Origin of the sequence: Hydrogenophaga sedimenti (genome assembly GCF_051857515.1) — a bacterium.
In the GTDB taxonomy this organism is placed as follows: Bacteria; Pseudomonadota; Gammaproteobacteria; order Burkholderiales; family Burkholderiaceae_C; genus Hydrogenophaga.
In genome coordinates, this window is the sequence record NZ_JBPZHA010000001.1 from 241,795 (window position 1) to 265,145 (window position 23,351).

21 protein-coding genes are annotated in these 23,351 nt (G+C 66.0%); 14 read left to right on the forward strand and 7 right to left on the reverse strand.

All coding sequences use genetic code 11. The features are described 5' to 3' along the window. The first annotated feature begins 159 nt into the window (after window positions 1-159). Entirely contained in the window at window positions 160-2,235 is a 2,076-nt protein-coding gene (gene tkt / locus ACS5NL_RS01190; RefSeq protein ID WP_439351737.1) for a transketolase, read from the forward strand. Window positions 2,236-2,277: 42 nt separating this feature from the next. Then, window positions 2,278-3,276 (forward strand): type I glyceraldehyde-3-phosphate dehydrogenase, encoded by a 999-nt coding sequence (gene gap / locus ACS5NL_RS01195; protein ID WP_439351738.1) that lies wholly within the window; start codon window positions 2,278-2,280, stop codon window positions 3,274-3,276. Between the two features lie 160 nt (window positions 3,277-3,436). Here the strand turns inward: gap and ACS5NL_RS01200 are convergent, their stop codons facing one another. The 3 genes from ACS5NL_RS01200 to ACS5NL_RS01210 are packed head-to-tail and all read right to left on the reverse strand — an operon-like array spanning window position 3,437 to window position 5,420. Then, the gene (locus ACS5NL_RS01200) at window positions 3,437-4,135 is read right to left on the reverse strand and encodes an SPOR domain-containing protein (RefSeq protein ID WP_439351739.1); all 699 of its coding nucleotides are present in this window, start codon (window positions 4,133-4,135) and stop codon (window positions 3,437-3,439) included. Next, the gene (locus ACS5NL_RS01205; RefSeq protein WP_439351740.1) at window positions 4,129-4,926 is read right to left on the reverse strand and encodes a biotin--[acetyl-CoA-carboxylase] ligase; all 798 of its coding nucleotides are present in this window, start codon (window positions 4,924-4,926) and stop codon (window positions 4,129-4,131) included. Before ACS5NL_RS01205 ends, ACS5NL_RS01200 begins: the two co-directional genes overlap by 7 nt. Next, the gene (locus ACS5NL_RS01210) at window positions 4,923-5,420 is read right to left on the reverse strand and encodes an SET domain-containing protein (RefSeq protein WP_439351741.1); all 498 of its coding nucleotides are present in this window, start codon (window positions 5,418-5,420) and stop codon (window positions 4,923-4,925) included. Before ACS5NL_RS01210 ends, ACS5NL_RS01205 begins: the two co-directional genes overlap by 4 nt. A gap of 101 nt (window positions 5,421-5,521) precedes the next feature. Here ACS5NL_RS01210 and ACS5NL_RS01215 point away from each other — a divergent pair, with 101 nt between their 5' ends. Both ACS5NL_RS01215 and ACS5NL_RS01220 read left to right on the forward strand, forming a co-directional pair. Beyond that, window positions 5,522-8,461 (forward strand): DNA topoisomerase III, encoded by a 2,940-nt coding sequence (locus ACS5NL_RS01215; protein WP_439351742.1) that lies wholly within the window; start codon window positions 5,522-5,524, stop codon window positions 8,459-8,461. Between the two features lie 25 nt (window positions 8,462-8,486). Beyond that, a complete protein-coding gene (locus tag ACS5NL_RS01220) occupies window positions 8,487-9,137 on the forward strand; it encodes a glutathione S-transferase family protein (protein WP_439351743.1) in 651 nt (216 codons plus the stop codon). A 120-nt stretch (window positions 9,138-9,257) separates the two neighbouring features. Here ACS5NL_RS01220 and ACS5NL_RS01225 read toward each other — a convergent pair whose 3' ends face one another. From ACS5NL_RS01225 to ACS5NL_RS01235, 3 genes are read right to left on the reverse strand one after another with little or no spacing between them, the layout of a single operon-like run. After that, a complete protein-coding gene (locus ACS5NL_RS01225) occupies window positions 9,258-10,727 on the reverse strand; it encodes a sensor histidine kinase (protein WP_439351744.1) in 1,470 nt (489 codons plus the stop codon). Between the two features lie 18 nt (window positions 10,728-10,745). After that, window positions 10,746-11,414: a response regulator gene (locus ACS5NL_RS01230; RefSeq protein WP_411367586.1), complete on the reverse strand. Its 669-nt coding sequence runs from the start codon at window positions 11,412-11,414 to the stop codon at window positions 10,746-10,748. A gap of 44 nt (window positions 11,415-11,458) precedes the next feature. Then, window positions 11,459-11,881 (reverse strand): MarR family winged helix-turn-helix transcriptional regulator, encoded by a 423-nt coding sequence (locus ACS5NL_RS01235; RefSeq protein WP_439352034.1) that lies wholly within the window; start codon window positions 11,879-11,881, stop codon window positions 11,459-11,461. 206 nt (window positions 11,882-12,087) lie between these two features. On the opposite strand from ACS5NL_RS01235, the gene recA reads away from it, so the two are divergent. After that, a complete protein-coding gene (recA, locus tag ACS5NL_RS01240) occupies window positions 12,088-13,185 on the forward strand; it encodes a recombinase RecA (RefSeq protein ID WP_439351745.1) in 1,098 nt (365 codons plus the stop codon). Between the two features lie 8 nt (window positions 13,186-13,193). Next, on the forward strand, window positions 13,194-13,643 hold the full coding sequence (gene recX / locus ACS5NL_RS01245; RefSeq protein ID WP_439351746.1) for a recombination regulator RecX: 450 nt from the start codon (window positions 13,194-13,196) through the stop codon (window positions 13,641-13,643). A gap of 11 nt (window positions 13,644-13,654) precedes the next feature. Here recX and argC read toward each other — a convergent pair whose 3' ends face one another. Further along, window positions 13,655-14,578 (reverse strand): N-acetyl-gamma-glutamyl-phosphate reductase, encoded by a 924-nt coding sequence (gene argC / locus ACS5NL_RS01250; protein WP_439351747.1) that lies wholly within the window; start codon window positions 14,576-14,578, stop codon window positions 13,655-13,657. A gap of 186 nt (window positions 14,579-14,764) precedes the next feature. Between argC and sucC the strand changes: the two genes are divergently transcribed. The 8 genes from sucC to ACS5NL_RS01290 all read left to right on the forward strand — a co-directional run bounded on the left by sucC (window position 14,765) and on the right by ACS5NL_RS01290 (window position 23,330). Next, window positions 14,765-15,925 carry an ADP-forming succinate--CoA ligase subunit beta gene (gene sucC, locus ACS5NL_RS01255; protein WP_439351748.1) on the forward strand — a complete coding sequence of 387 codons (1,161 nt, stop codon included), beginning with the start codon at window positions 14,765-14,767 and terminating at the stop codon, window positions 15,923-15,925. A 16-nt stretch (window positions 15,926-15,941) separates the two neighbouring features. Then, entirely contained in the window at window positions 15,942-16,835 is an 894-nt protein-coding gene (gene sucD, locus ACS5NL_RS01260) for a succinate--CoA ligase subunit alpha (protein ID WP_411367592.1), read from the forward strand. A gap of 192 nt (window positions 16,836-17,027) precedes the next feature. After that, complete coding sequence (locus ACS5NL_RS01265) at window positions 17,028-17,816, forward strand: Stp1/IreP family PP2C-type Ser/Thr phosphatase (protein WP_439351749.1); 789 nt, start codon at window positions 17,028-17,030, stop codon at window positions 17,814-17,816. A 39-nt stretch (window positions 17,817-17,855) separates the two neighbouring features. Then, window positions 17,856-18,476: an FHA domain-containing protein gene (locus ACS5NL_RS01270; protein ID WP_439351750.1), complete on the forward strand. Its 621-nt coding sequence runs from the start codon at window positions 17,856-17,858 to the stop codon at window positions 18,474-18,476. A gap of 55 nt (window positions 18,477-18,531) precedes the next feature. After that, complete coding sequence (locus tag ACS5NL_RS01275; RefSeq protein WP_439351751.1) at window positions 18,532-20,778, forward strand: CHASE2 domain-containing protein; 2,247 nt, start codon at window positions 18,532-18,534, stop codon at window positions 20,776-20,778. A 38-nt stretch (window positions 20,779-20,816) separates the two neighbouring features. Continuing rightward, window positions 20,817-21,620 carry a 3',5'-cyclic-nucleotide phosphodiesterase gene (locus ACS5NL_RS01280; protein WP_439351752.1) on the forward strand — a complete coding sequence of 268 codons (804 nt, stop codon included), beginning with the start codon at window positions 20,817-20,819 and terminating at the stop codon, window positions 21,618-21,620. A 184-nt stretch (window positions 21,621-21,804) separates the two neighbouring features. Continuing rightward, window positions 21,805-22,365: a pilin gene (locus ACS5NL_RS01285; RefSeq protein ID WP_439351753.1), complete on the forward strand. Its 561-nt coding sequence runs from the start codon at window positions 21,805-21,807 to the stop codon at window positions 22,363-22,365. A gap of 404 nt (window positions 22,366-22,769) precedes the next feature. Next, window positions 22,770-23,330 carry a pilin gene (locus ACS5NL_RS01290; protein WP_439351754.1) on the forward strand — a complete coding sequence of 187 codons (561 nt, stop codon included), beginning with the start codon at window positions 22,770-22,772 and terminating at the stop codon, window positions 23,328-23,330. Window positions 23,331-23,351: the final 21 nt, after the last annotated feature.

Here is a 23,351-nt window from a genome sequence, read left to right on the forward strand (position 1 = left end):
TGGGAAACCATGTGGGTGGGCGAACGTGCAGGTCGCCGCGCGCATTATGGTCCGCCGCGCCCGGCCCCACACGGTGCGCCCCGGGTGGCCGGAGCGGGGCCGATAAAATCCACGGTTTCGGCCCGCGCCGCTCCTTCCGCCCTCCCCCTCCCCTCCGCCATGTCCGACGCCACCCCCACCACCGCACCCGCCCCCGTCTCCACCGTGAGCGCCCAGACCCAGGCCAACGCGATCCGCGCGCTCGCCATGGACGCGGTGCAGGCCGCCAACTCCGGCCACCCCGGCGCGCCCATGGGCATGGCCGACATGGCCGTCGCGCTGTGGGGCCGCCACCTGCGCCACAACCCCACCAACCCCGCCTGGGCCAACCGCGACCGCTTCGTGCTGTCCAACGGCCACGGCTCCATGCTGATCTACGCGCTGCTGCACTTGACCGGCTACAAGCTGCCGATCGGCGAACTCAAGAACTTCCGCCAGCTCGGCAGCAAGACCGCCGGCCACCCCGAGGTCGGCCACACGCCCGGCGTGGAAACCACCACCGGCCCGCTGGGCCAGGGCATCACCAACGCGGTGGGCATGGCGCTGGCCGAGAAGCTGCTGGCCAGCGAGTTCAACCGCGACGGTCACACCATCGTGGACCACAACACCTTCGTCTTCATGGGCGACGGCTGCCTGATGGAAGGCATCAGCCACGAGGCCGTGGCCCTGGCCGGCGCCTGGAAGCTCAACAAGCTGGTCGCCCTGTACGACGACAACGGCATCTCCATCGACGGCCAGGTCGCGCCCTGGTTCATCGACGACACCCCCAAGCGTTTTGAAGCCTGCGGCTGGAATGTGATCCGCGCCGTCGACGGCCACGACGCCGACGCCGTGAGCGCCGCGATCGCCGCCGCCAAGAACAGCGCCGACAAGCCCACCCTGATCTGCTGCAAGACCAGCATCGGCAAGGGCAGCCCGAACCGCGCCAACACCGCCAAGGCCCACGGCGAGCCGCTGGGCGCCGAAGAAATCAAGCTCACCCGCGAAGCCCTGGGCTGGAGCCACGAGCCCTTCAAGATTCCCAAGGACGTGTACGCCGCCTGGGACGCCAAGGACGCCGGCAAGACCGCCGAAGCCGCCTGGAACACACAGTTCGCCGCCTACAAGGCCGCTTTCCCCGAACTGGCCAAGGAATTCGTGCGCCGCATGAAGGGCGAGCTGCCCAAGTCGTTCAACCAGGTGGCCGTCAACGCCGCCGTCGAAGCCCACACCAAGGCCGAGACCGTGGCCAGCCGCAAGGCCAGCCAGATCGCGCTGGAGCATTTCACGGCGGCCCTGCCCGAGCTGCTGGGCGGCTCGGCCGACCTGACCGGCTCCAACCTGACCAACACCAAGTCCACGCCCAACCTGCGCTTTGATCTGGCCGGCAACGTGGTCAAGACCGAGGCTGGCCAGGGCGGCCGCCACATCAACTACGGCGTGCGCGAATTCGGCATGGCCGCGATCATGAACGGCGTGGCCCTGCACGGCGGTTTCATCCCCTATGGCGGCACCTTCCTCACCTTCAGCGACTACAGCCGCAACGCCATTCGCATGGCTGCGCTGATGAAGCAGCGCGTGATCCACGTCTTCACGCACGACTCCATCGGCCTGGGTGAAGACGGTCCGACCCACCAGTCGATCGAACACGTCGCCAGCCTGCGCCTGATCCCCAACCTGGACGTCTGGCGTCCGGGCGACACGGCCGAAACCGCCGTGGCTTGGGCCGTGGCCCTGCAGACCGTCAACCGCCCCAGCGCCCTGTGCCTGTCGCGCCAGAACCTGCCCTACGCGCCCAAGGCCGACCTGGCCGACATCAGCAAGGGCGGCTACGTGCTGTCCGAGCCGGCCGACGTGGGCCTGAAGAAGAAGGCCCAGGCGGTGATCATCGCCACCGGTTCCGAAGTGCAGCTGGCGCTCAAGGCGCAGGAACTGCTGGCCAAGGAACACAAGATCGCCGTGCGCGTGGTCTCGGTGCCCAGCACCAGCGTGTTCGACCGCCAGAGCGCCGACTACAAGGCCGCCGTGCTGCCCAAGGGCCTGCCGCGCGTGGCCGTCGAGATGGGTTCCACCGACGGCTGGTGGAAGTACGGTGTGTCGGCCGTGGTCGGCATCGACACCTACGGCGAATCGGCGCCGGCGCCGGTGCTGTTCAAGCACTTCGGCTTCACCCCCGAGAACGTGGCCGACACGGTGCGGTCCGTGCTGGCGAAGTAATCAGGTTTCGGTTTTTTTCATCCATCCACAGGAGCAGAAGACATGGCTATCAAAGTCGGTATCAATGGTTTTGGCCGCATCGGCCGCAACGTGCTGCGCAGCGCGATCCAGAACTTCCCGGACATCGAGATCGTTGCCATCAACGACCTGCTCGAACCCGACTACCTGGCCTACATGCTGCAGTACGACAGCGTGCACGGCCGCTTCAAGGGCACCGTTTCGGTCGAGGGCAACACCCTGGTTGTCAACGGCAAGAAGATCCGCCTGACCGCCGAGAAGGACCCGACGGCCCTGAAGTGGAACGAAGTCGGCGCCGACATCGTGATCGAATCCACCGGTATCTTCCTGGACAAGGCCGGCGGCGAGAAGCACCTGGCCGCGGGCGCCAAGAAGGTCATCTTCTCCGCCCCGTCCAAGGACGACACCCCGATGTTCGTCTTCGGCGTCAACGACAAGACCTACGCCGGCCAGGCCATCATCTCCAACGCCTCCTGCACCACCAACTGCCTGGCCCCCGTGGCCAAGGTGCTGCACGACAAGTGGGGCATCAAGCGCGGCCTGATGACCACCGTGCACGCGGCGACCGCCACCCAGAAGACCGTGGACGGCCCGTCCAACAAGGACTGGCGCGGCGGCCGCGGCATCCTGGAAAACATCATCCCGTCCTCCACCGGCGCCGCCAAGGCCGTGGGCGTGGTGATCCCCGAGCTGAACAAGAAGCTGACCGGCATGTCCTTCCGCGTGCCGACCTCCGACGTGTCGGTGGTCGACCTGACGGTGGAGCTCAACAGCGAAGCCACCTACGAAGAGATCAAGGCCGAGATGAAGGCGCAGAGCCAGGGCGCCTTGAAGGGCGTGCTGGGCTACACCGAAGACAAGGTGGTGGCCACCGACTTCCGCGGCGAGACCTGCACCTCGGTGTTCGACGCCGACGCCGGCATCGCGCTGGACAAGACCTTCGTGAAGGTCGTGAGCTGGTACGACAACGAGTGGGGCTACTCCAACAAGTGCCTGGAGATGGTCCGCGTCGTCGCGAAGTAAGGACCACCCCCGCGCCGCGCCTGCGGCGCGTCACCCCCTCCAGGGGGCATCACGTGCGGCCCGGCAAAGCCGGTTCCGCCGTGATTGCTGGACCAGACACCTTGCGCCGGTTCCTCGGCGCCCTGGAAGTTAAAAGCCGCTGTTTTCACAGCGGCTTTTTTTATTCGCAGGGCTGTAGCTTCTTGCCGGCCAAGGCGTCGCCCAGCCCTTCGACGCTGCTGCGCTGCTCGTCGGTGATGGCGGGCAGGCGCAGGGTCATCGACACGACCTCGGGGCGCTCGACGGCGGCGCGGGCGCTGCGCACGCCCTTCTTGGCCACGTCCTTGAGCGCCTGCTGCACCGCTTCCTCGCTGGAGAAGGTGCCCAGCGCCAGCCCCGGGCCGGTCGAGGGCAGGCTGACCTCGCGGAACTCGATCTTGAGCTCGCGCAGCTCGGCCTTCTTCTTCTGCATCTGTTCGTCGTTGTAGCGGCCCATGTAGACCACCCAGCGGCCCGAGCTGCGGGACTCGCTGAGCTGCCACTGGTCGGTCGCCAGGCCGGTGCCGGCGAGCGCGACGCGCAAGGCGTCGGCCTGGGGCAGGGTGAAGCCGCCCGCCTGCCAGCAGGCCTGGGCCGGCGCCGCCGCGACCGCCGGGGCCTGGGGGGCTGCGGCGGCCTCTGCTGGAGCCGGGGCGGGGCTGGCCTTGTCTTCGCGCGCGCCGTTGAGCAGCCGCAGCGTCTGCGGCTCGATCTGGGCCTTCAGGCGCTCGGGTTCGTGCTGCTGCGCCGGTGCCAGTCCCAGACCCGCCAGCGAGCCCCGGCTCCAGGCGAAAAACGCCAGATTGCCCACCAGCAGGGCGATGGCCAGCATTCTCAGCATGGGCGCACGCTCACTTCCGCGCTGTGGACGGCCCGCAGCCCTTGGGCGGTCTGCACGCGCAGCGCGCCCTGCGCATCGACGCCGTCGGCCTGGCCGTCGCTGCCGTCGGACAGCCGCACCGGGCGGCCGCGCAGCGCGTCACGGGCGGCGAAGCGGTCTGCAAAGGGCGCGAAACCGCCGACACCGAAGTGCAGCACGTCGCGCACCAGGGCGGGTGCCACCAGGGCCAGCGCTTCGCCGGCGGTGACACCCATGCGGACTTCCGAGAGGCCGGCGGGTGGCATGGGCGCCATCGCGCCCGCAGCGGCGCCGGTGGCGACCACGCCGGCGTCCGGCCGGGCGATGTTGATGCCCACCCCGATCACCACGGTGCGCGGCGCCGAGGCGCCTTCGCCGCTGCCGGCCGTCTCGACCAGGATGCCGCCGAGCTTGCGTTCCTGCAGCCACAGGTCGTTGGGCCACTTCAGCCGCACGTCCGGGTGCAGGCTCTCGGCCAGGCTCACACCCACCGCCAGCGACAGACCCGACCAGTCGGCCGGCGCCAGCGGCAGCGCCAGCGAGAAGGTCAGCGACTGGCCCGGCCTGCTGTGCCAGCCCTTGCCCATGCGGCCGCGGCCGGCGGTCTGTTCTTCGGTGACCAGCAGCACCGGATCGACCAGTCCGTCGCGGGCGCGGCGCATCAGTTCGCTGCTGGTCGAATCGATGCTGGGCACCACCTCGACGGTGAAGGTCGGCAGCGTCGGCACGACCGCCTGCCAGATGGATTCGACGTGGGCGAGCAGGTCGGTCATCCGAGCTTCGTGGCTTTGCCACCGCGCTTGGGGGCGAGCAGGGTGCCACGGCAGTTCTTCGAGCCGCACCAGCAGGGGTACTGCGCCTTGAGCTTGGGCGTGTAGGGCTCGTCGATCACCAGCCCGTAGTCGTAGAACAGCTCTTCGCCGGCGGCGATGTTGCGCAGCGTGCGGATGAAGACGCGGCCGTCGTCGGTCTCGGCCTCGCAGTTCGGGTCGCAGCTGTGGTTGATCCAGCGTGAGGAGTTGCCGCCGTACTTCGCGTCGATCACGTGTTCCTCATCGACGTGGAAGTAGAAGGTGTGGTTCGGGTCGGTGGGGTCGTGCGGGTGGCGGCGCAGCGCCTCGTCCCAGGTGATGACCTCACCCACGTACTCGATCACTGTTTCACCCTCGGCCAGGTCGACCAGGGCATACACGCCCTTGCCGTGGACGCCCGAGCGGCGGGTCTGGATGCGGCGGGCGGGAGCGGTCTGGCGGGCTGGTTTCGACACGGGTGGAAATTTTGGTAAGGTTGTTTCATGCAGGTGCGCGCGTGTGTGTGCGTACCCATGCACGTGCGCGTGTACACGCGCGTGAAGCCCAAATTGTAGAGATGAACAAAACACTGGTCATTGCCGAGAAGCCATCCGTGGCCCAAGACATCGTGCGAGCGCTCACCCCCGTGGCGGGCAAGTTCGAGAAACACGATGACCACTTCGAGAACGACAGCTATGTCGTGACCTCCGCCGTGGGCCACCTGGTCGAGATCGCCGCGCCCGAGCAGTTCGACGTCAAGCGCGGCAAGTGGAGCTTCGCCCACCTGCCGGTGCTGCCGCCCTATTTCGAGCTCAAGCCCATCGACAAGACCAAGTCGCGCCTGTCGGCGGTGGTCAAGCTGGCCAAGCGCAAGGACGTGACGAAACTGATCAACGCCTGTGACGCGGGCCGCGAGGGGGAGCTGATCTTCCGCCTGATCGAGCAGTACGCCGGCGGCCTCAAGGGCGGGCAGTACCAGAGCCTGGGCAAGCCGGTGCAGCGCCTGTGGCTGCAGTCGATGACGCCGGCCGCCATCCGCGACGGCTTCGAGCACCTGCGCAGCGACCAGCAGATGCAGGGCCTGGCCGACGCCGCCCGAAGCCGCTCCGAGGCCGACTGGATGGTCGGCATCAACGGCACGCGCGCCATGACGGCGTTCAACTCGCGCGACGGCGGCTTCTTCCTCACCACCGTGGGCCGGGTGCAGACGCCCACGCTGTCTATCGTGGTCGAGCGCGAAGAACAGATCCGCGCCCACCGCAGCCGCGACTACTGGGAAATCCACGCGTCCTTCCTGGCCGAGGCCGGCGAGTACCCGGGCAAGTGGTTCGACCCCACGTTCAAGAAACCCACCGGTGACGATGCCGACGCCGACCTGCGCGCCGACCGCCTGTGGAACCAGCGGGAGGCGCTGGCGATTGTCGAGGCGGTGCGTGGCAAGGCCGCCAGCGTCACCGAAGAGAGCAAACCCACCACCCAGGCCAGCGGCCTGCTGTACGACCTGACGAGCCTGCAGCGCGAGGCCAACGGCCGCTTCGGCTTCTCGGCCAAGACCACGCTGCAGCTGGCGCAGAGCCTGTACGAGCGCCACAAGGCCCTGACCTACCCGCGGACCGATTCGCGCGCCCTGCCCGAGGACTACCTGGGCACCGTGAAGCAGACCTTCGAGATGCTGGCCAACAGCGGCATGAAGCACCTGGCGCCGCACGCGCTCACGGCGCTCAACAACAACTACATCAAGCCCACCAAACGGGTCTTCGACAACAGCAAGGTCTCGGACCACTTTGCCATCATCCCGACGCTGCAGGCGCCCAGTGGCCTCTCCGAAGCCGAACAGAAGCTGTACGACCTGGTCGTGCGCCGCTTCCTGGCGGTGTTCTTCCCCAGTGCCGAGTTCATGGTGACCACGCGCATCAGCAAGGTGCTCAACCACCACTTCAAGACCGAAGGCAAGGTGCTGGTCAAGCCGGGCTGGATGGCGGTCTACGGCAAGGAAGCGGCCGAAGACGTCGAAGGCGCGAAAGAGGGCGACAAGGGCCAGAACCTGGTGCCGGTGCGCGAGGGCGAGACCGTGCGCACCGAAACGGTCGATGCCAAGGGCCTGAAGACCAAGCCGCCAGCGCGCTATTCGGAAGCCACGCTGCTGGGCGCCATGGAAGGCGCGGGCAAGCTGATCGACGACGACGAGCTGCGCGAGGCCATGCAGGAGAAGGGCCTGGGCACGCCAGCGACGCGGGCGGCCACCATCGAAGGCCTGCTGACCGAGAAGTACATGCTGCGCGAAGGCCGCGAGATCATCCCGACCGCCAAGGCCTTCCAGCTCATGACGCTGCTGCGCGGGCTGGAAGTGGAAGAACTCTCCAAGGCCGAGCTGACGGGCGAGTGGGAATACAAGCTGGCGCAGATGGAGCACGGCAAGCTCAGCCGCAGCGCCTTCATGGCCGAGATCGCGCAGATGACCGAGCGCATGGTCAAGAAGGCCAAGGAATACGACCGCGACACCATTCCCGGCAACTACGCGACGCTGGAGACGCCCTGCCCCAACTGCGGTGGCGTGGTGAAGGAAAACTACCGCCGCTACGGCTGCACCGGCGCCGACGGCAATGGCGAGGGCTGCGGCTTCTCGTTCGGCAAGTCGCCCGCCGGCCGCACTTTCGAGCCGGAAGAGGCCGAACAGCTGCTGATGACCAAGAAGATCGGTCCGCTGGAGGGTTTCCGCTCCAAGGCGGGCTGGCCTTTCGTGGCCGAGATCGTCATCAAGTTCAGCGAAGAAGACCAGAACTGGAAGCTCGAATTCGATTTCGGCGACGACAAGAAGAACGAAGAGACCGGCGAGATCGTCGACTTCAGCGGCAGCGAGTCGCTCGGCGCCTGTCCCAAGTGCGGCGGCGCGGTGCACGAACACGGTGCCAACTATGTCTGCGAGAAGTCGGTGCCCACCATGGCGCAGGCCACGCCGAGCTGCGACTTCAAGAGCGGCAAGATCATCCTGCAGCAGCCGGTGGCGCGCGAGCAGATGAGCAAGCTGCTGGAAACCGGCAAGACCGACCTGCTGGACAAGTTCGTGTCGATGCGCACGCGCCGCGCCTTCAAGGCCTTCCTGGCCTGGGACAAGGAAGCGGGCAAGGTGAACTTCGAGTTCGAGCCGCGCACCAGCAAGTTCCCGCCGCGCAAGACGGCGGCCGGCGCGCCGGCCAAGGCCGCACCCGCGAAGAAGGCCGCTGCTGCCAAGAAGGCGCCGGCCGCCAAGAAAGCCGCCGCACCCAAGGCCCCGCGCAAGACCACCGCCGCCAGCGGCAAGCAGCCCAGCGCCGCGCTGGCCGCGGTGATCGGCAGCGAGGCCGTGTCGCGTCCGGAAGCGACGAAAAAGCTGTGGGACTACATCAAGGCCCAGGGCCTGCAGGACGCGGCCGACAAGCGCAAGGTCAATGCGGACGCCAAGCTGGAACCCGTGTTCGGCAAGCCGCAGGTGACCATGTTCGAAATCGCCGGGGTGCTGGGCAAGCACCTGAGCTGAAACCACAAGACAGGAGACACGACCCATGAGCCTCCAACTTTTCTTCGCCCCCGGCGCCTGCTCCTTCGTGCCACACAGCATGCTGGAGCTGTCCGGCGTGGCGTTCGAGCCGGTGCTGGTCAAGCTGCACAAGGGCGAGCAGCGCAGCCCCGAATACCTGGCCATGAACCCGCGCGGCCAGGTGCCGGTGCTGGTCGACGACGGCGAGGTCATCACCCAGATCGTGGCGATCCTGCTGCACCTGGACGCCAAGCTGCCGCAGGCCGGCATCCTGCCCACGTCGGGCATGGCGCGCACGCGGGCGTTGTCCACGCTGGCCTGGATGAACAACACGGTGCACCCGACCTTCACCCATGTGTTCATGCCGCAGAAGTTCACCGACGACGAGGCCGCGCAGAAGGCCATCCGCGCGTTCGCGGCGAGCAGCTACCGCGGTCTGCTGGGCGAGATCGAGGCGATGGCGGTCAAGGCCGCTCCCTGGATGTGTGGCGACCGGCCCACGGCGCTGGACGCCTATGCCCTGACCCTGCTGCGCTGGGGCGGCATCGCCGGTGTCGATCCGGCCTCCATGCCCGCGACCTGGGACCTGGCCCAGCGCTTTGCCGCCCTGCCGGCGGTGGCCCGCGTCATCGAACGCGAGCGCCTGCAGCTCAACGTCTACCAGCCGGCCGCCTGAGCGCGACCCGCGCCGCGGCAGAGCGCGGGGGCAACGGGCCAGCCGCCGGGCCGCTCCCAAGGCAGGCCCAGCCCCCTCGGGAGGCAGCGACCCGCGCAGCGGCGGAGCGTGGGGGCAGGTCTACTCGTTGGTGGGCCGGCGCGGCGCGAAGCGGATCGAGACCTGCAGACCGCGCCGGGCGTGCTCCGGGTGCGCGTCTTCCATCATCACCACCGCACCGTGCTGCTGCGCGATCTCGTGCACGATCGCCAGCCCCAGGCCCGAGCCGTCGACGTTGGTGCCCAGTGCGCGGTAGAACGGCTGCAGCACCAGTTCGCGCTCGTTCTCCGGAATGCCGGGGCCGTTGTCTTCCACCTGCAGGATCTGCACGCCGCTGAAGCGGTCGAACAGCACGCGGGCGGTCACCACGCCGCCCTGGCCGCTGTAGTTGATCGCGTTGTCGACCAGGTTGCGCGTCATTTCCTGCAGCAGCGTCGGGTTGCCGTCCATCAGACAGATGGCGGGCATCTCGTCGGGGCCCTCGTAGCCGAGATCGGTGCCGTGTTCCAGCGCGCGCGGCACCGAGTCGCGCACCACGTCGGTCACCAGTTGCGCCAGATCGATCTGCGCGGTGGGCAGGGCGCGGCCCGTGGTTTCGGCGCGGGCCAGCGCCAGCAGCTGGTTGACGGTGTGGGTGGCGCGCTTGCTTGAGCGCGCGATCTGCTGCAGCGAGCTGCGGATGTCCTGCGGATTGGATTCGCGCTGCGCGAGTTCCGCCTGCATGCGCAGGCCCGCCAGCGGGGTCTTGAGCTGGTGCGCCGCATCCGCCAGGAAGCGCTTCTGGGTGGTCAGCGATACCTTCAGGCGGGTCAGCAGGTCGTTGATCGACGACACCAGCGGCGCGACCTCCTGCGGAATGAACGATTCCTCGATCGGGCTCAGGTCGTCGGGCTTGCGGGCGCGGATCTTCTGCTCCAGCTCCGACAGCGGCCGGATGCCGCGCACCAGCGCCAGCCAGACCAGCAGCACCGCCAGCGGCAGGATCACGAACTGCGGGACCATCACGCCCTTGATGATTTCGGTCGCCAGCGTCGAGCGCTTGCCCTTGGTCTCGGCCACCTGCATCAGCACCAGATGGTTCGGGTCGCGGTGCCGCTCCAGCCAGGTGTAGGCCACGCGCACCGCATCGCCGTGCACCACGTCGTCGCGCAGCATGACGCGGCCGGCGGTCGGCACGTCGCTGTCCGAGGGGGTGGGGAAGTCCGGCTCGCCGCTGAGCACGCCCTGGCGCGGGTCCAGCAGCTGGTAGAACACCAGGTCGCTGTCGTCGGCTCGCAGCAGGTCGCGCGCCTGCGGCGTGAGGTTGAAGCTGACCTTGTCGTCCTTGCTCACGACGAACTGGGTCAGGGCCTGCAGGTTGAACTCCAGCGCGCGGTCAAACGGCTTGCTGGCGATGCCCTGTGCGACGAACCAGGTCAGCGCCAGCGACAGCGGCCACAGCAGCAGCAGCGGCGTGAGCATCCAGTCCAGGATCTCGCCGAACAGGCTGCGCTGTTCGCGCTGGAACAGGCCGAAGGTGATGCGCTCGCTGTCGTGCTTCTCGTCGGCCATGTCGGTGGCAGAGGGGCCTCAGATCTTTTCGAGGCAGTAGCCCAGGCCGCGCACCGTGGCGATGCGGATCGGGCCCTTCTCGATCTTCTTGCGCAGGCGGTGGATATAGACCTCGATGGCGTTGTTGCTCACCTCTTCGCCCCACTCGCACAGCCGCTCGACCAGCTGGTCCTTGCTGACCAGCCGCCCGGCGCGCTGCAGCAGCACCTCCAGCAGGCCCAGTTCGCGCGCCGAGAGTTCGACCATCTTGCCGTCGATGGTGGCCACGCGGCCGGCCTGGTCGTACACCAGCGGACCGTGCTTGATGGTGGAGCTGGCGCCGCCCATGCCGCGGCGCGTCAGGGCGCGCACGCGCGCCTCGAGTTCCTGCAGCGAGAACGGCTTGGCCATGTAGTCGTCGGCGCCGTAGTCCAGGCCCTTGACGCGCTCTTCGATGCTGTCGGCGGCGGTCAGGATCAGCACCGGCAATGTGGAGCCACGTGAGCGCAGGCGCTTGAGCACTTCCAGCCCGTGCAGCTTGGGCAGGCCCAGGTCCAGGATCAGCAGGTCGAACTCGTTGTTGGTCATCAGGGCCGCGTCGGCCTCGCTGCCGGTGGCCACGTGGTCGACCGCGGCGCCGGCCGCCCGCAGGCTGCGCAACAGGCCATCGGCGAGGACCTGGTCGTCTTCGGCAATCAGGATGCGCATGCTTGTCTCCTAACGTGTTCTTGGTTCATTGTAGGTGGCGCGTCTCATCTTGAAGCATACGCTTCCAGGCCCAGTGCCACGACGGTCGCGACGTCGTCGCCGACCATCGTGCGGAACTCCGCTTCGGTGCGCGCCACCGCCTGCCGGAAGGCCTCCAGCCACAGCAGGCCGGTGTCGGTGAAGACGATGCGGCGTGCCCGCGCGTCCAGCGGATCGGGCTCGCGCCGCACCAGATCCCAGGCCTCGCACTGCGTCACGAGATCGCCCATGGCCTGCTTGCTCATGCCGGCGCTGGCCGCCAGCTCGGTCAGGCGCGAACCCTTGAGAGCGAGGTGGCGCGTGATGTGGATGTGGGCGGCGCCGATCTGCTCGCGCGCCGCCAGGTTGGACAGCGCCAGCGGCACGTTGGCGTCGTGCGCCATCAGGAACAGCACGCGCTCGTCGAAACGGCGCAGCGCCTGGCCCATCAGCCGGCCCAGATGGCCAGAGCGCCAGCGGTCGTCGGGGTGGGATGGCGGGTGGTTTTCGGTCACGCCAAATGGTAAGGCAAACTGACCATATTTTGGATTGTCAAAAAGGTATTGCTGGATAAACTCCTGTTCAAGCATCCAGCCTGTATACAAATCCACAGTCTGAAAGCCAGTACCCACTCTCACACACAGGAGCACTGAACATGGACGCAGCTGTCAACACCGAAAAAGCCAAGGCCCTGCAGGCCGCCCTCGCCCAGATCGAAAAGCAGTTCGGCAAGGGCACCATCATGCGCCTGGGCGAAGGCGAGGTGATCGAAGACATCCAGGTCGTGTCCACCGGTTCGCTGGGGCTGGACATCGCGCTGGGCGTCGGCGGCCTGCCGCGCGGCCGCGTGATCGAGATCTACGGCCCGGAGTCCTCAGGCAAGACCACGCTGACCTTGCAGGTCATCGCCGAGATGCAGCGCCTGGCCGGCACCTGCGCCTTCGTCGACGCCGAACACGCGCTGGACGTGCAGTACGCGCAGAAGCTGGGCGTGAACCTGCAGGAGCTGCTGATCAGCCAGCCCGACACCGGTGAACAGGCGCTGGAAATCGTGGACTCGCTGGTGCGCTCCGGCGCCGTCGATCTGGTGGTGGTGGACTCGGTGGCGGCGCTCACGCCCAAGGCCGAAATCGAAGGCGAGATGGGCGACTCGCTGCCCGGCCTGCAGGCCCGCCTGATGAGCCAGGCCCTGCGCAAGCTCACCGCGACGATCAAGAAGACCAACTGCACCGTCATCTTCATCAACCAGATCCGCATGAAGATCGGCGTGATGTTCGGCAGCCCCGAAACCACCACCGGCGGCAACGCGCTGAAGTTCTACGCCTCAGTCCGCCTGGACATCCGCCGCACCGGCACCATCAAGAAGGGCGAAGAGGCGATCGGCAACGAGACCAAGGTCAAGGTGGTGAAGAACAAGGTGGCGCCTCCGTTCAAGACGGCCGAGTTCGACATCCTGTTCGGCGAAGGCATCAGCCGCGAAGGCGAGATCCTGGACCTGGGCGTGGTGCATCGCGTGATTGAAAAGTCCGGCGCCTGGTACGCCTACAACGGCGAGAAGATCGGCCAGGGCCGCGACAACGCGCGCGAGTTCCTCAAGGAGAACCCCGAGTTGCGCGTCGAGATCGAGAACAAGGTGCGCGACGAGCTGGGTGTGCCGCTGCTGCCGGTCGACGCATCGGCCCAGGAGGCCGCCGCACCGGCCGCCAAGGGCAAGAAGGCCAAGGCAGCCGCCGAAGCCGAGGCCGCTGAATAAGCCTGGCGGTGGGCTTCGACAAGATCTCGCTCAAGGGTCGCGCGCTGCGGCTGCTGGCCGGGCGGGAGCACTCCCGCGCCGAGCTGGAGAAGAAGCTGGCGCCCCATGAGGAGGAGTCGGGTGAACTGCAGCGGTCGCTGGACGAGCTGCAGGCCAAGGGCTTCATCAGCGATCAGCGGGTGGTCGAGTCGGTGATCCACCGGCGCGCTGCCCGGCTGGGCGTGGGCCGTGTGAAACAGGAACTGCAGGCCAAGGGCATCAGCGCAGATGCCATGGCCGAGGCGCTGGATCGATTGCGTGGCACCGAGGTGCAGCGCGCCCGCGAAGTCTGGCGCAAGAAGTTCGGCGAGGCGGCGGCCGATGCGGCCGGCCGCGCGAAGCAGATGCGTTTCCTGGCCGCGCGCGGCTTCGGCGCCGAGGCGATCCGCCGCGTGGTCAGCGGCGGCGAAGACGACTGAAACGCCCGGGGTTACAGCCCCAGCATCAGCTGCAGGTTCTGCACGGCGGCGCCGCTGGCACCCTTGCCCAGGTTGTCCAGGCGCGCGATCACGACGGCGTGGCGGTGCGCCTCGTTGGCGAACACGCGCAGTTCCAGCTGGTTCGTGTCGTTCAGCGCGGTGGCGTCCAGCTTCCCGTCGGCGGTGGCAGGCAACACGCTGACCCAGCCACCCTGGGCGGCGCTGGCTGCGTAGTGCGCCACCAGGGTGTCGTGCAGGTCGCCGGCTTTGGGCTTTCCGGGCAGATCGTCCAGGTGCAGCGGCAACTGCACCAGCATGCCCTGGCGGAAGTTGCCCACCGCGGGAATGAAGATGGGGCGGCGCGACAGGCCGGTGTAGCGCTGGATTTCAGGAATGTGCTTGTGCGCCAGACCCAGCGCGTAGGCTTCGTGCAGCGGTGCGGTGCCGGCTTCGTAGGCCTCGATCATGGTGCGGCCACCACCCGAGTAACCGCTGACCGACGGCAGCGACACGGGGAAGTCTTTGGGCAGCAGGCCGGCCTCGACCAGCGGTCGCAGGATCGCGATGGCACCGGTGGCGTAACACCCCGGGTTGGCGACACGGTCGGCCTTCTGCACCGCCTCGCGCTGGCCGGCGCTCAGTTCGGGAAAGCCATACGCCCAGGCGTCGTTGCAGCGGTGGGCGGTCGAGGCGTCGATGATGCGCGGCTTGCGGCCGGGCAGGGTGTCGATCATGGCGACCGACTCGATGGCCGCGTCGTCGTGCAGGCACAGGATCACGAGATCGGCCTCGGCCATCAGCGCCTTTTTGGCCTCGGGGTCCTTGCGGCGCTCGGGAGCGATGCTCAGCAGCTCGATGGCCGGCATCGGCTGCAGCCGTTCGCGGATCTGCAAGCCCGTGGTGCCGGCTTCGCCGTCGATGAAGATCTTGGCCATGGCGTGGTCCTGTGTTGTCAGTTGGGATTCAGCGACCGGATCCTATAATTATGCATTATGTAAGCGGTCGCTCACCTGTTTGGTGCGTCGCAACATGATACAGTCGTCGGTTGCCGTGTCCACAAGCCCGCGCACCGGCTGTGCCTTTAGGCCGGATCGAACAACCCCCAGTCCGAGAGAGACCTCATGAAGATTCACGAGTACCAAGGCAAGGAAATCTTGCGTCAGTTTGGTGTGCCGGTTCCGCGCGGAATTCCCGCGTTCACGGTGCAGGAAGCCGTTGAAGCCGCGCAAAAGCTTGGTGGACCGGTCTGGGTGGTGAAGGCCCAGATCCACGCCGGTGGCCGTGGCAAGGGCGGCGGCGTGAAGGTCGCCAAGTCGATCGACGACGTGAAGGCGCGTGCCTCGGAAATCCTGGGCATGCAGCTCAAGACCCACCAGACCGGCCCCGAAGGCCAGAAGGTCCGTCGCCTGTACATCGAAGACGGCGCCGACATCAAGAATGAACTGTATGTGTCGCTGGTGACCGACCGCGCCACGCAGAAGGTGGCCCTGATCGCGTCGAGCGAAGGCGGCATGGACATCGAGGAAGTGGCGCACTCCACGCCCGAGAAGATCGTCACCGAGATGATCGACCCGCTGGCTGGCATCACCGAAGCGCAGTCCCGCAAGGTCGCGGCCGCCATTGGCCTGACCGGCGCCTCCGTGGACCAGGCGGTGGACATCTTCGCCAAGATCTACAAGTGCTACATGGACACCGACGCGTCCCTGGTCGAGATCAACCCGCTGAACTGTGACTCCAAGGGCAACCTGATGGCCCTGGACGCGAAGTTCAACTTCGATTCCAACGCCCTGTTCCGCCACCCCGAGATCGTGGCCTTCCGCGATCTGGACGAAGAAGACCCGGCCGAAATCGAAGCCTCGAAGTTCGACCTGGCTTACATCAGCCTGGACGGCAACATCGGCTGCCTGGTGAACGGTGCCGGCCTGGCCATGGCCACCATGGACACCATCAAGCTGTTCGGCGGCGAGCCGGCCAACTTCCTGGACGTGGGCGGCGGCGCCACCGCCGAGAAGGTCACCGAAGCCTTCAAGATCATGCTCAAGAACACCAAGGTCAAGGGCATCCTGGTCAACATCTTCGGCGGCATCATGAAGTGCGACACCATCGCCACCGGCGTGATCACCGCCTGCAAGGCGACCAACCTCAGCGTGCCGCTGGTGGTGCGCATGAAGGGCACCAACGAAGAGCTGGGCAAGAAGCTGCTGGCCGAATCCGGCCTGCCGATCATCGCCGCCGACACCATGGCCGAAGCCGCGACCAAGATCGTCGCCGCCGTCAAATAAGCCCGGAGAAGAAACCATGTCGATCTACATCAACAAAGACACCAAGGTCATCACCCAGGGCATCACGGGCAAGACCGGTCAGTTCCACACCGAGAAGTGCCAGGAATACGCGAACGGCAAGAACTGCTTCGTGGCCGGTGTGAACCCGAAGAAGGCCGGCGAGTCGATCTTCAACATCCCGATCTACTCGACCGTCAAGGAAGCCGCCCAGCAGACCGGCGCCACCGTGTCTGTGATCTACGTGCCGCCCGCGGGTGCCGCTGCCGCGATCTGGGAAGCCGTCGAGGCCGACCTGGACCTGGCCGTCTGCATCACCGAAGGCATCCCGGTCAAGGACATGCTGGAAGTGCGCAACAAGATGAAGGCCAAAGAAGCCGCTGGCGGCAAGAAGACGCTGCTGCTGGGCCCGAACTGCCCCGGCCTGATCACGCCCGACGAAATCAAGATCGGCATCATGCCCGGTCACATCCACCGCAAGGGCCGCATCGGCGTCGTGTCCCGTTCGGGCACGCTGACCTATGAAGCCGTGGCCATGCTGACCGAAGTCGGCCTGGGCCAGTCCAGCGCCGTCGGCATCGGTGGCGACCCGATCAATGGCCTGAAGCACATCGACGTGATGAAGGCCTTCAACGACGATCCCGACACCGACGCCGTGATCATGATCGGTGAAATCGGTGGCCCGGACGAAGCCGAAGCCGCCCAGTGGTGCAAGGCCAACATGAAGAAGCCCATCGTCGGCTTCATCGCTGGCGTGACCGCGCCTCCCGGCAAGCGCATGGGCCACGCCGGCGCGCTGATCTCCGGTGGTGCCGACACCGCCGATGCCAAGCTCGCGATCATGGAAGAGTGTGGTTTCATCATCACGCGCAACCCGTCCGAACTGGGCAAGCTGCTCAAGGCGCAACTCTGAGGCAGGTTTCCTCTCTGCAGAGAATGAACAAAGGCAACGCTCGCGTTGCCTTTGTTTTTTGAGGGACAGGCCGCTTCTGCCCGGCCCGACGGGAATATCCGCCGGGAGTGGACCGGGACTGTCCCGATCCGTGACAAATGTCGCGACCGATGGCCACCCTCAACCCTGTTTCAGGCTATAAAACCGGTCTACATGATTTTCGAGTACTACAGCCAGACGGACCCCGGGTTGATTCGCGAGAACAACGAAGACTCGGTGTCGCTCGACCCCGCCAATCAAGTGGTGGTGTTGGCCGACGGCATGGGTGGGTACAACGCAGGCGAGGTGGCCAGCGCCATGGCCACCAGCTTCATCCACACGGAACTGGGCCGCTGGATGAGCGAAGGCGGGCAGGAAGCGCCGGTGCGCGAACTGAAGCGGGCGATGGAAATCTGCGTCGACAACGCCAACCGCTCCATCTTCAACGCGGCCAATTCCAATCCGCTGTACGCGGGCATGGGAACCACCCTGGTCATGGGCGTGTTCCAGGGAACCAGGGCCATGATCGGCCACGTCGGGGATTCGCGCTGCTACCGGTTGCGCGGAAACACCCTGCAGCAGATCACCCGGGACCATTCTCTGTTGCAGGAACAAATCGATGCGGGACTGATTTCGCTCGAACAGGCCCAGTTTGCAACACACAAGAACCTGGTGACCCGCGCCCTGGGTGTGGAAGACACCGTCTTGCTTGAAGTCAACGAGTTCCGGGTGGAGGACGGTGATCTGTACCTGTTCTGTTCCGACGGATTGAGCGACATGGTGCCGGATCCCCGAATTGCCGCGATTCTCATGGAGGGCGCGCCACTGGAGCAGATCGGGCGGACGCTGGTCGAGGACGCCAATGGCTGTGGTGGGCGCGATAATATTTCGGTGATACTGGCATTGGCCCGGGCCAAGCCGGTCCGCAGGGGGTTGTTGTCGCGTATGCTCGGGCAGCAGTAATCATTTAGTTTTGTTTCCAAGGTTCCACAGGAGTCGGCCATGCCGAAAATGATCGTTTCCATCGATGGCGTTGTCATCAAGGAGGTGCAGCTCACGAAAGACCGCACCACCCTGGGCCGTCGTCCTTACAACGACATCGTGATCGACAACCTGGCCGTCAGTGGTGAGCATGCGGTGATGCAGATGTCGGGCGCCGAGGTGTTTCTGGAAGACCTCAACAGCACCAATGGCACCTACGTGAATGGCAAGGCCATCAAGAAGCAGCAGTTGCAGAACGGGGACACGGTCGAGATCGGCAAGTACAAGATCAAGTTCGTGCACGATGGTGCTGCCGATGCGCATGAAAAGACGACAGTGATCAATTCCGGCTCGGTCGTCGGTGCCGAATCCGCCGTGGTGGGCAACGCCGCGATTCGCGTGATGTCGGGTGCGGCCGCTGGCCGTGAAGTGCCTCTGGTGAAGGTGGTCACGACCATCGGCAAGCCCGGGGTGGCGGTGGCTGCGATCACGCGCCGGCCGCACGGCTATGTGGTGGCGCTGGTCGAAGGGGCCGTCAAGCCCACCATCAACGGTTCGGCCCTGACCACCGAGGCCGTGAACCTGCACGACGGCGACCTGATCGAGCTGGCCGGCACGCAGATGCAGTTCGTGCAGTCCTGATCGGCTTCACCCGCGGGCGCGCTGACCGGGTGCCTGCATCTTTCCGCGATCTTTCATGCAGGTGCTGAGCAGACACGGCCCCCGTGTGGCCGTCACGCTGCTGCCCCTGCTGTTTGCCGTGCTGCACGTGGTCGGCGTGCTGCCTCTGGGCATCCTGCAGCGCCTGGACGACATCATCTACGACGCGCGCCTGCGCTGGACCATGCCGGCGTCCCTGGACCCGCGGATCGTGATCGTCGATGTGGACGAAAAAAGCCTGTCCGAGATCGGACAGTGGCCCTGGCCGAGGGACCGCATGGCGCAGCTGGTCGACCAGCTGTTCGAGCAGCAAGGCGTGGCGCTGGTGGGCTTCGACACCGTGTTTGCCGAAGCGGACCGGAGCACGGGGCTGCCGCAGCTGGAGCGGCTGGCCCGCCAGGAGCTGCGTGAGCTGCCGGGATTTGCCGATCGGCTGAACCGGTTGCGGCCCCAGCTGGACCACGACCAGCGGTTGGCCGGCGCCTTGCGCGGACGACCCGTGGCCATGGGCTACTACTTTTCCAGCGAGCCCCAGGCGCGCGCCACCGGGCAGCTGCCTGCGCCGGTCTGGCGCCGGGAGGATCTGGGCGGGCACGACATCCAGGCCTTGCACTGGACCGGGCACGGCGCCAACATTGCTCCATTGGCCCAGGCAGCACCCGTGGCCGGATTCTTCAACACCGTGCCGGGCAGCGATGGCGTGGTCCGGTCCCTGCCCCTGCTGGCCGAATACCAGGGTGCTTACTACGAGTCGCTGGCCCTGGCCATGTACCGGCTGTGGATGGGGCTGCCGGCGGTCGAACCCGGATTTCCGGCGGGCGCCGGTGCCGGGGGCGGGAGCAGGACCCTGGAGAGTCTGGTGTTGCGCTCGGGCAAGGCGAGCCAGAAGATTCCGGTCGACGACCACCTGACGGCGCTGCTGCCGTTTCGCGGGCCGGGTGGGCCGCAAGGCGGGTCGTTCCGGTATGTGCCGGCCGCCGACGTGCTGTCCGGGCGCCTGCCCAAGGGCGAACTGACGGGGCGGATGGTGCTGATCGGCACCACGGCGCCGGGCCTGCTGGACCTGCGGGCGACGCCGGTGGGGGAGGCCTATCCGGGCGTGGAGACCCATGCCAACCTGATCTCGGGTCTGCTGGACCGGCGCCTGACCACCAGACCCGATTACGCCGCCGGTTACGAAGCGGTGGTGATGCTGCTGACCGGGCTGGTGCTGGCGCTGGGGTTGCCGCTGCTCAGTGCGGCGCGGGCCGTGGCGCTGAGCGTCGGGGTGATCGGTGCGGTGATCGGCCTCAACACCTGGCTGTATGTGGCCCACGGGTTGGCGCTGCCGATGGCCAGCACCCTGGTGATGGCGGGGCTGGCCTTTGTGGTGAACATGAGTTATGGCTACCTGGTCGAGAGTCGGGCCAAGCGCGAGCTGGCGCAGCTGTTTGGCACCTATGTCCCGCCCGAGCTGGTCGACGAGATGGTCAAGGACCCGGACCGCTACAGCATGACCGCCACGACGCGGGAACTGACGGTGATGTTCTGTGACATGCGCGGGTTCACTGCCAGTGCGGAAGCGATGTCGCCCACGCAGTTGCAAGAGCTGCTCAACATGGTGTTCAGCCGCCTGACCCATGTGATCCGCAGCCACCGCGGCACGATCGACAAATACATGGGCGACTGCGTGATGGCTTTCTGGGGGGCGCCGGTCGACACGGCCGAACACGCCACGCTGGCGGTGCGTGCCGCGCTGGAGATGTCGCAGGAGATCGAGCGGATCAATGCCGAGCGCCGGCAGGCCGGCCTGCCCGACATCGCGGTCGGCATCGGTCTGAACACCGGCGAAATGTGTGTCGGGGACATGGGCTCGGACGTGCGCCGCAGCTACACCGTGGTCGGCGACGCGGTCAACCTGGGCTCGCGGCTGGAGGGGCTGTCCAGGCACTATGGCGTGACGATCGTCGCCAGCGAGAGCACCCGCCGCGAGGCCCCCGGTTTTGTCTGGCAGGAGCTGGATCTGGTGCGCGTCAAAGGCAAGCTGCAGGCGGTGGCGATCCACACGCCGCTGGCAACCGGATTGCCGGACGACACACTGGCGCAAGAGCTGCACCTGTGGCAACTGGTGCGCAAGGCCTGGAGGGCGCGCGACTGGGCCGTCTGTGAAGCACGGCTGGAGGAGCTACAGGCGAGAAATGCCAAAAAAGTCCTTTACCGGCTGTGCGCCGAACGGGTAGGCTCCATGAAGCAGTCTCCGCTGCCCCCGGACTGGGACGGTGCGAATTCGTTCGATACCAAATAGCGGGCAGACGCCTCTCAGACCAACCGACGGGAACATTGATGCGGGTACGTGTGCTGGGTTGCTCAGGCGCCATTGCCCATGGCTGCCGGACCACCTCCTTTCTGATGGACGACGACGTCCTGATCGATGCCGGCACGGGCGTCGGAGACCTCAGTCTGGAGGAGATGGCCCGGATCGACCATGTCCTGCTGACCCATTCCCACCTGGACCACGTGGCCAGCCTGCCGCTGATGCTGGATGCGGTGGCCGCCCAGCGGCTGGCCGCCGGGGCGCCGCCACTGACGGTGCATGCCCTGCCCGGCACCATTTCGGCCTTGCAGATCCATGTGTTCAACAACCTCATCTGGCCCGACTTCGCCGCCATTCCCAGTGTCGAGACCCCGTTGATGCGCTTCGTGCCGATCACGGTGGGGGAGCAGTTGCTGGTGGGGGGCAAGCGCGTGGAGGTGCTGCCCGCGGTGCACACCGTGCCGGCGGTCGGCTACGCCGTGGACAGCCCCAGCGGCCACTGGGTGTTCAGTGGGGATACCGAGCGCAATCCGGCGTTCTGGCAGCGGATCAACCGCATCGATGTCGCGCTGCTCATCATCGAGACGGCGTTCAGCGACCGGGAAAAAGCGCTGGCCCAGCGCAGCCTGCACCTGGCCCCGAGCTCCCTGGCCGAAGAGCTGGACCAGATCGACCGCGAGCGACGCTTCCCGATCTACATCACCCACACCAAGCCGGCCGAAACCGGCCTGATCATGGACGAGATCCAGCGGTTCGACGAGGCGCCGAACCGCGCCGGCGACGTGCGCCACGACATCCGCTGGCTGAGCGCCGGGCAGACCTTCGAGCTTTGACAATTTTTGTTCGCTAGGGCAAGGGCGACAAAAATTGTCAGTGACTGGCGGTCACGCAGGACACAAATCGTCACTGGCTGCTGGCTAAGCGTGAAAAAGCGCCCGGAAAGTCGTGCAATTCCACTTGGCACGCTCTCTGCTCTTCAAGGTCATCACCAACCCACAAACCCCTCAAGGAGTTTTCATGAAGCGTTCCCTGCAAAAAGGTTTCACCCTGATCGAACTGATGATCGTGGTGGCCATCATCGGTATCCTGGCTGCCGTTGCGCTGCCGGCTTATCAGGACTACACGATCCGTGCCCGCGTGACGGAAGGTCTGACCATCGCTGCCGATGCACAAGCGCGTATCAAGACCGAAGGCGCTGCTGCTACGGCCGACCTCCAGAACGTGACAACTCAGTGGAATGCACAAGCTGGTGGCAACGGTGCTTTCAGCAAGATGGTGACCTCGGTGCTGATGGATGCAGCCAACCCTACTGGCATGATCACCGTTACCTATACTCCCGCTACTGTCGGTCTGGCCGCCGGTGCTAACACTCTCACCTTGACGCCGTACATCCGCGGTACGACTGCTGCAGGTGCCGCCACCACGCTGCAACTGCAGGCTGCCCAAGCTGCGGGGGTCACCGGGACGATTGATTGGTCGTGCGCAAGTACCGCCAACACCTACGGCGCCGGTCAGGGCATGGCTGCATTGGCTGCTGGTACGCTGTTGGCAAAGTACGCTCCCGCCAACTGCCGCTGAGCAACTGCTGGGGTTTAAAAAGGCGCCTTCGGGCGCCTTTTTGCTTTGGAGAATCTGCGTGCAAGATTGCTGGCTGACCAGCTTGACTATCTCGAGCTTGAACTCTTGACTGAATGTCCTTCTTCTCTCCATGAGCCACCTCCGGTTTCATCTTCCGCCTTAACAAGATGTCTTTGAAACCTGCAGCAGCCCAGTGGTTTAGGTCCTCAAGGGACTTCGCTTCAACGCGAATCTGTGCGGAGGGCGACAAAAATTGTCAGTGACGAGCAGCGGCACAGGACACAAATCGTCACTGGTGGGCAATAAAGCGTGAAAAAGCACGCAAAAAACAGAGTTTATCGGCTTGGCACGCTCCCTGCTGATGAGTACACGTCCTCAACCCACAAACCCCTCAAGGAGTTTTCATGAAGCGTTCCCTGCAAAAAGGTTTCACCCTGATCGAACTGATGATCGTGGTGGCCATCATCGGTATCCTGGCTGCCGTTGCGCTGCCGGCTTATCAGGACTACACGATCCGTGCCCGCGTGACGGAAGGTCTGACCATTGCTGCCGATGCACAAGCGCGTATCAAGACCGAAGGCGCTGCTGCTACGGCCGACTTGGTAAATGTGAGGACCCAGTGGAATGCACAAGCTGGTGGCAACGGTGCTTTCAGCAAGATGGTGACCTCGGTGCTGATGGATGCAGCCAACCCTACTGGCATGATCACCGTTACCTATACTCCCGCTACTGTCGGTCTGGCCGCCGGTGCTAACACTCTCACCTTGACGCCGTACATCCGCGGTACGACTGCTGCAGGTGCCGCCACCACGCTGCAACTGCAGGCTGCCCAAGCTGCGGGGGTCACCGGGACGATTGATTGGTCGTGCGCAAGTACCGCCAACACCTACGGCGCCGGTCAGGGCATGGCTGCATTGGCTGCTGGTACGCTGTTGGCAAAGTACGCTCCCGCCAACTGCCGCTGAGCAACTGCTGGGGTTTAAAAA

What these genes read in the sequence shown, in the direction of transcription:
- tkt (WP_439351737.1), top strand. Translation starts at nt 160, where the DNA reads ATGTCCGACGCCACCCCCACCACCGCACCCGCCCCCGTCTCCACCGTG.
- gap (WP_439351738.1), top strand. Translation starts at nt 2,278, where the DNA reads ATGGCTATCAAAGTCGGTATCAATGGTTTTGGCCGCATCGGCCGCAAC.
- ACS5NL_RS01200 (WP_439351739.1), bottom strand. Translation starts at nt 4,135, where the DNA reads ATGCTGAGAATGCTGGCCATCGCCCTGCTGGTGGGCAATCTGGCGTTT.
- ACS5NL_RS01205 (WP_439351740.1), bottom strand. Translation starts at nt 4,926, where the DNA reads ATGACCGACCTGCTCGCCCACGTCGAATCCATCTGGCAGGCGGTCGTG.
- ACS5NL_RS01215 (WP_439351742.1), top strand. Translation starts at nt 5,522, where the DNA reads ATGAACAAAACACTGGTCATTGCCGAGAAGCCATCCGTGGCCCAAGAC.
- ACS5NL_RS01220 (WP_439351743.1), top strand. Translation starts at nt 8,487, where the DNA reads ATGAGCCTCCAACTTTTCTTCGCCCCCGGCGCCTGCTCCTTCGTGCCA.
- ACS5NL_RS01225 (WP_439351744.1), bottom strand. Translation starts at nt 10,727, where the DNA reads ATGGCCGACGAGAAGCACGACAGCGAGCGCATCACCTTCGGCCTGTTC.
- ACS5NL_RS01230 (WP_411367586.1), bottom strand. Translation starts at nt 11,414, where the DNA reads ATGCGCATCCTGATTGCCGAAGACGACCAGGTCCTCGCCGATGGCCTG.
- ACS5NL_RS01235 (WP_439352034.1), bottom strand. Translation starts at nt 11,881, where the DNA reads ATGGGCCAGGCGCTGCGCCGTTTCGACGAGCGCGTGCTGTTCCTGATG.
- recA (WP_439351745.1), top strand. Translation starts at nt 12,088, where the DNA reads ATGGACGCAGCTGTCAACACCGAAAAAGCCAAGGCCCTGCAGGCCGCC.
- argC (WP_439351747.1), bottom strand. Translation starts at nt 14,578, where the DNA reads ATGGCCAAGATCTTCATCGACGGCGAAGCCGGCACCACGGGCTTGCAG.
- sucC (WP_439351748.1), top strand. Translation starts at nt 14,765, where the DNA reads ATGAAGATTCACGAGTACCAAGGCAAGGAAATCTTGCGTCAGTTTGGT.
- sucD (WP_411367592.1), top strand. Translation starts at nt 15,942, where the DNA reads ATGTCGATCTACATCAACAAAGACACCAAGGTCATCACCCAGGGCATC.
- ACS5NL_RS01265 (WP_439351749.1), top strand. Translation starts at nt 17,028, where the DNA reads ATGATTTTCGAGTACTACAGCCAGACGGACCCCGGGTTGATTCGCGAG.
- ACS5NL_RS01270 (WP_439351750.1), top strand. Translation starts at nt 17,856, where the DNA reads ATGCCGAAAATGATCGTTTCCATCGATGGCGTTGTCATCAAGGAGGTG.
- ACS5NL_RS01275 (WP_439351751.1), top strand. Translation starts at nt 18,532, where the DNA reads ATGCAGGTGCTGAGCAGACACGGCCCCCGTGTGGCCGTCACGCTGCTG.
- ACS5NL_RS01280 (WP_439351752.1), top strand. Translation starts at nt 20,817, where the DNA reads ATGCGGGTACGTGTGCTGGGTTGCTCAGGCGCCATTGCCCATGGCTGC.
- ACS5NL_RS01285 (WP_439351753.1), top strand. Translation starts at nt 21,805, where the DNA reads ATGAAGCGTTCCCTGCAAAAAGGTTTCACCCTGATCGAACTGATGATC.
- ACS5NL_RS01290 (WP_439351754.1), top strand. Translation starts at nt 22,770, where the DNA reads ATGAAGCGTTCCCTGCAAAAAGGTTTCACCCTGATCGAACTGATGATC.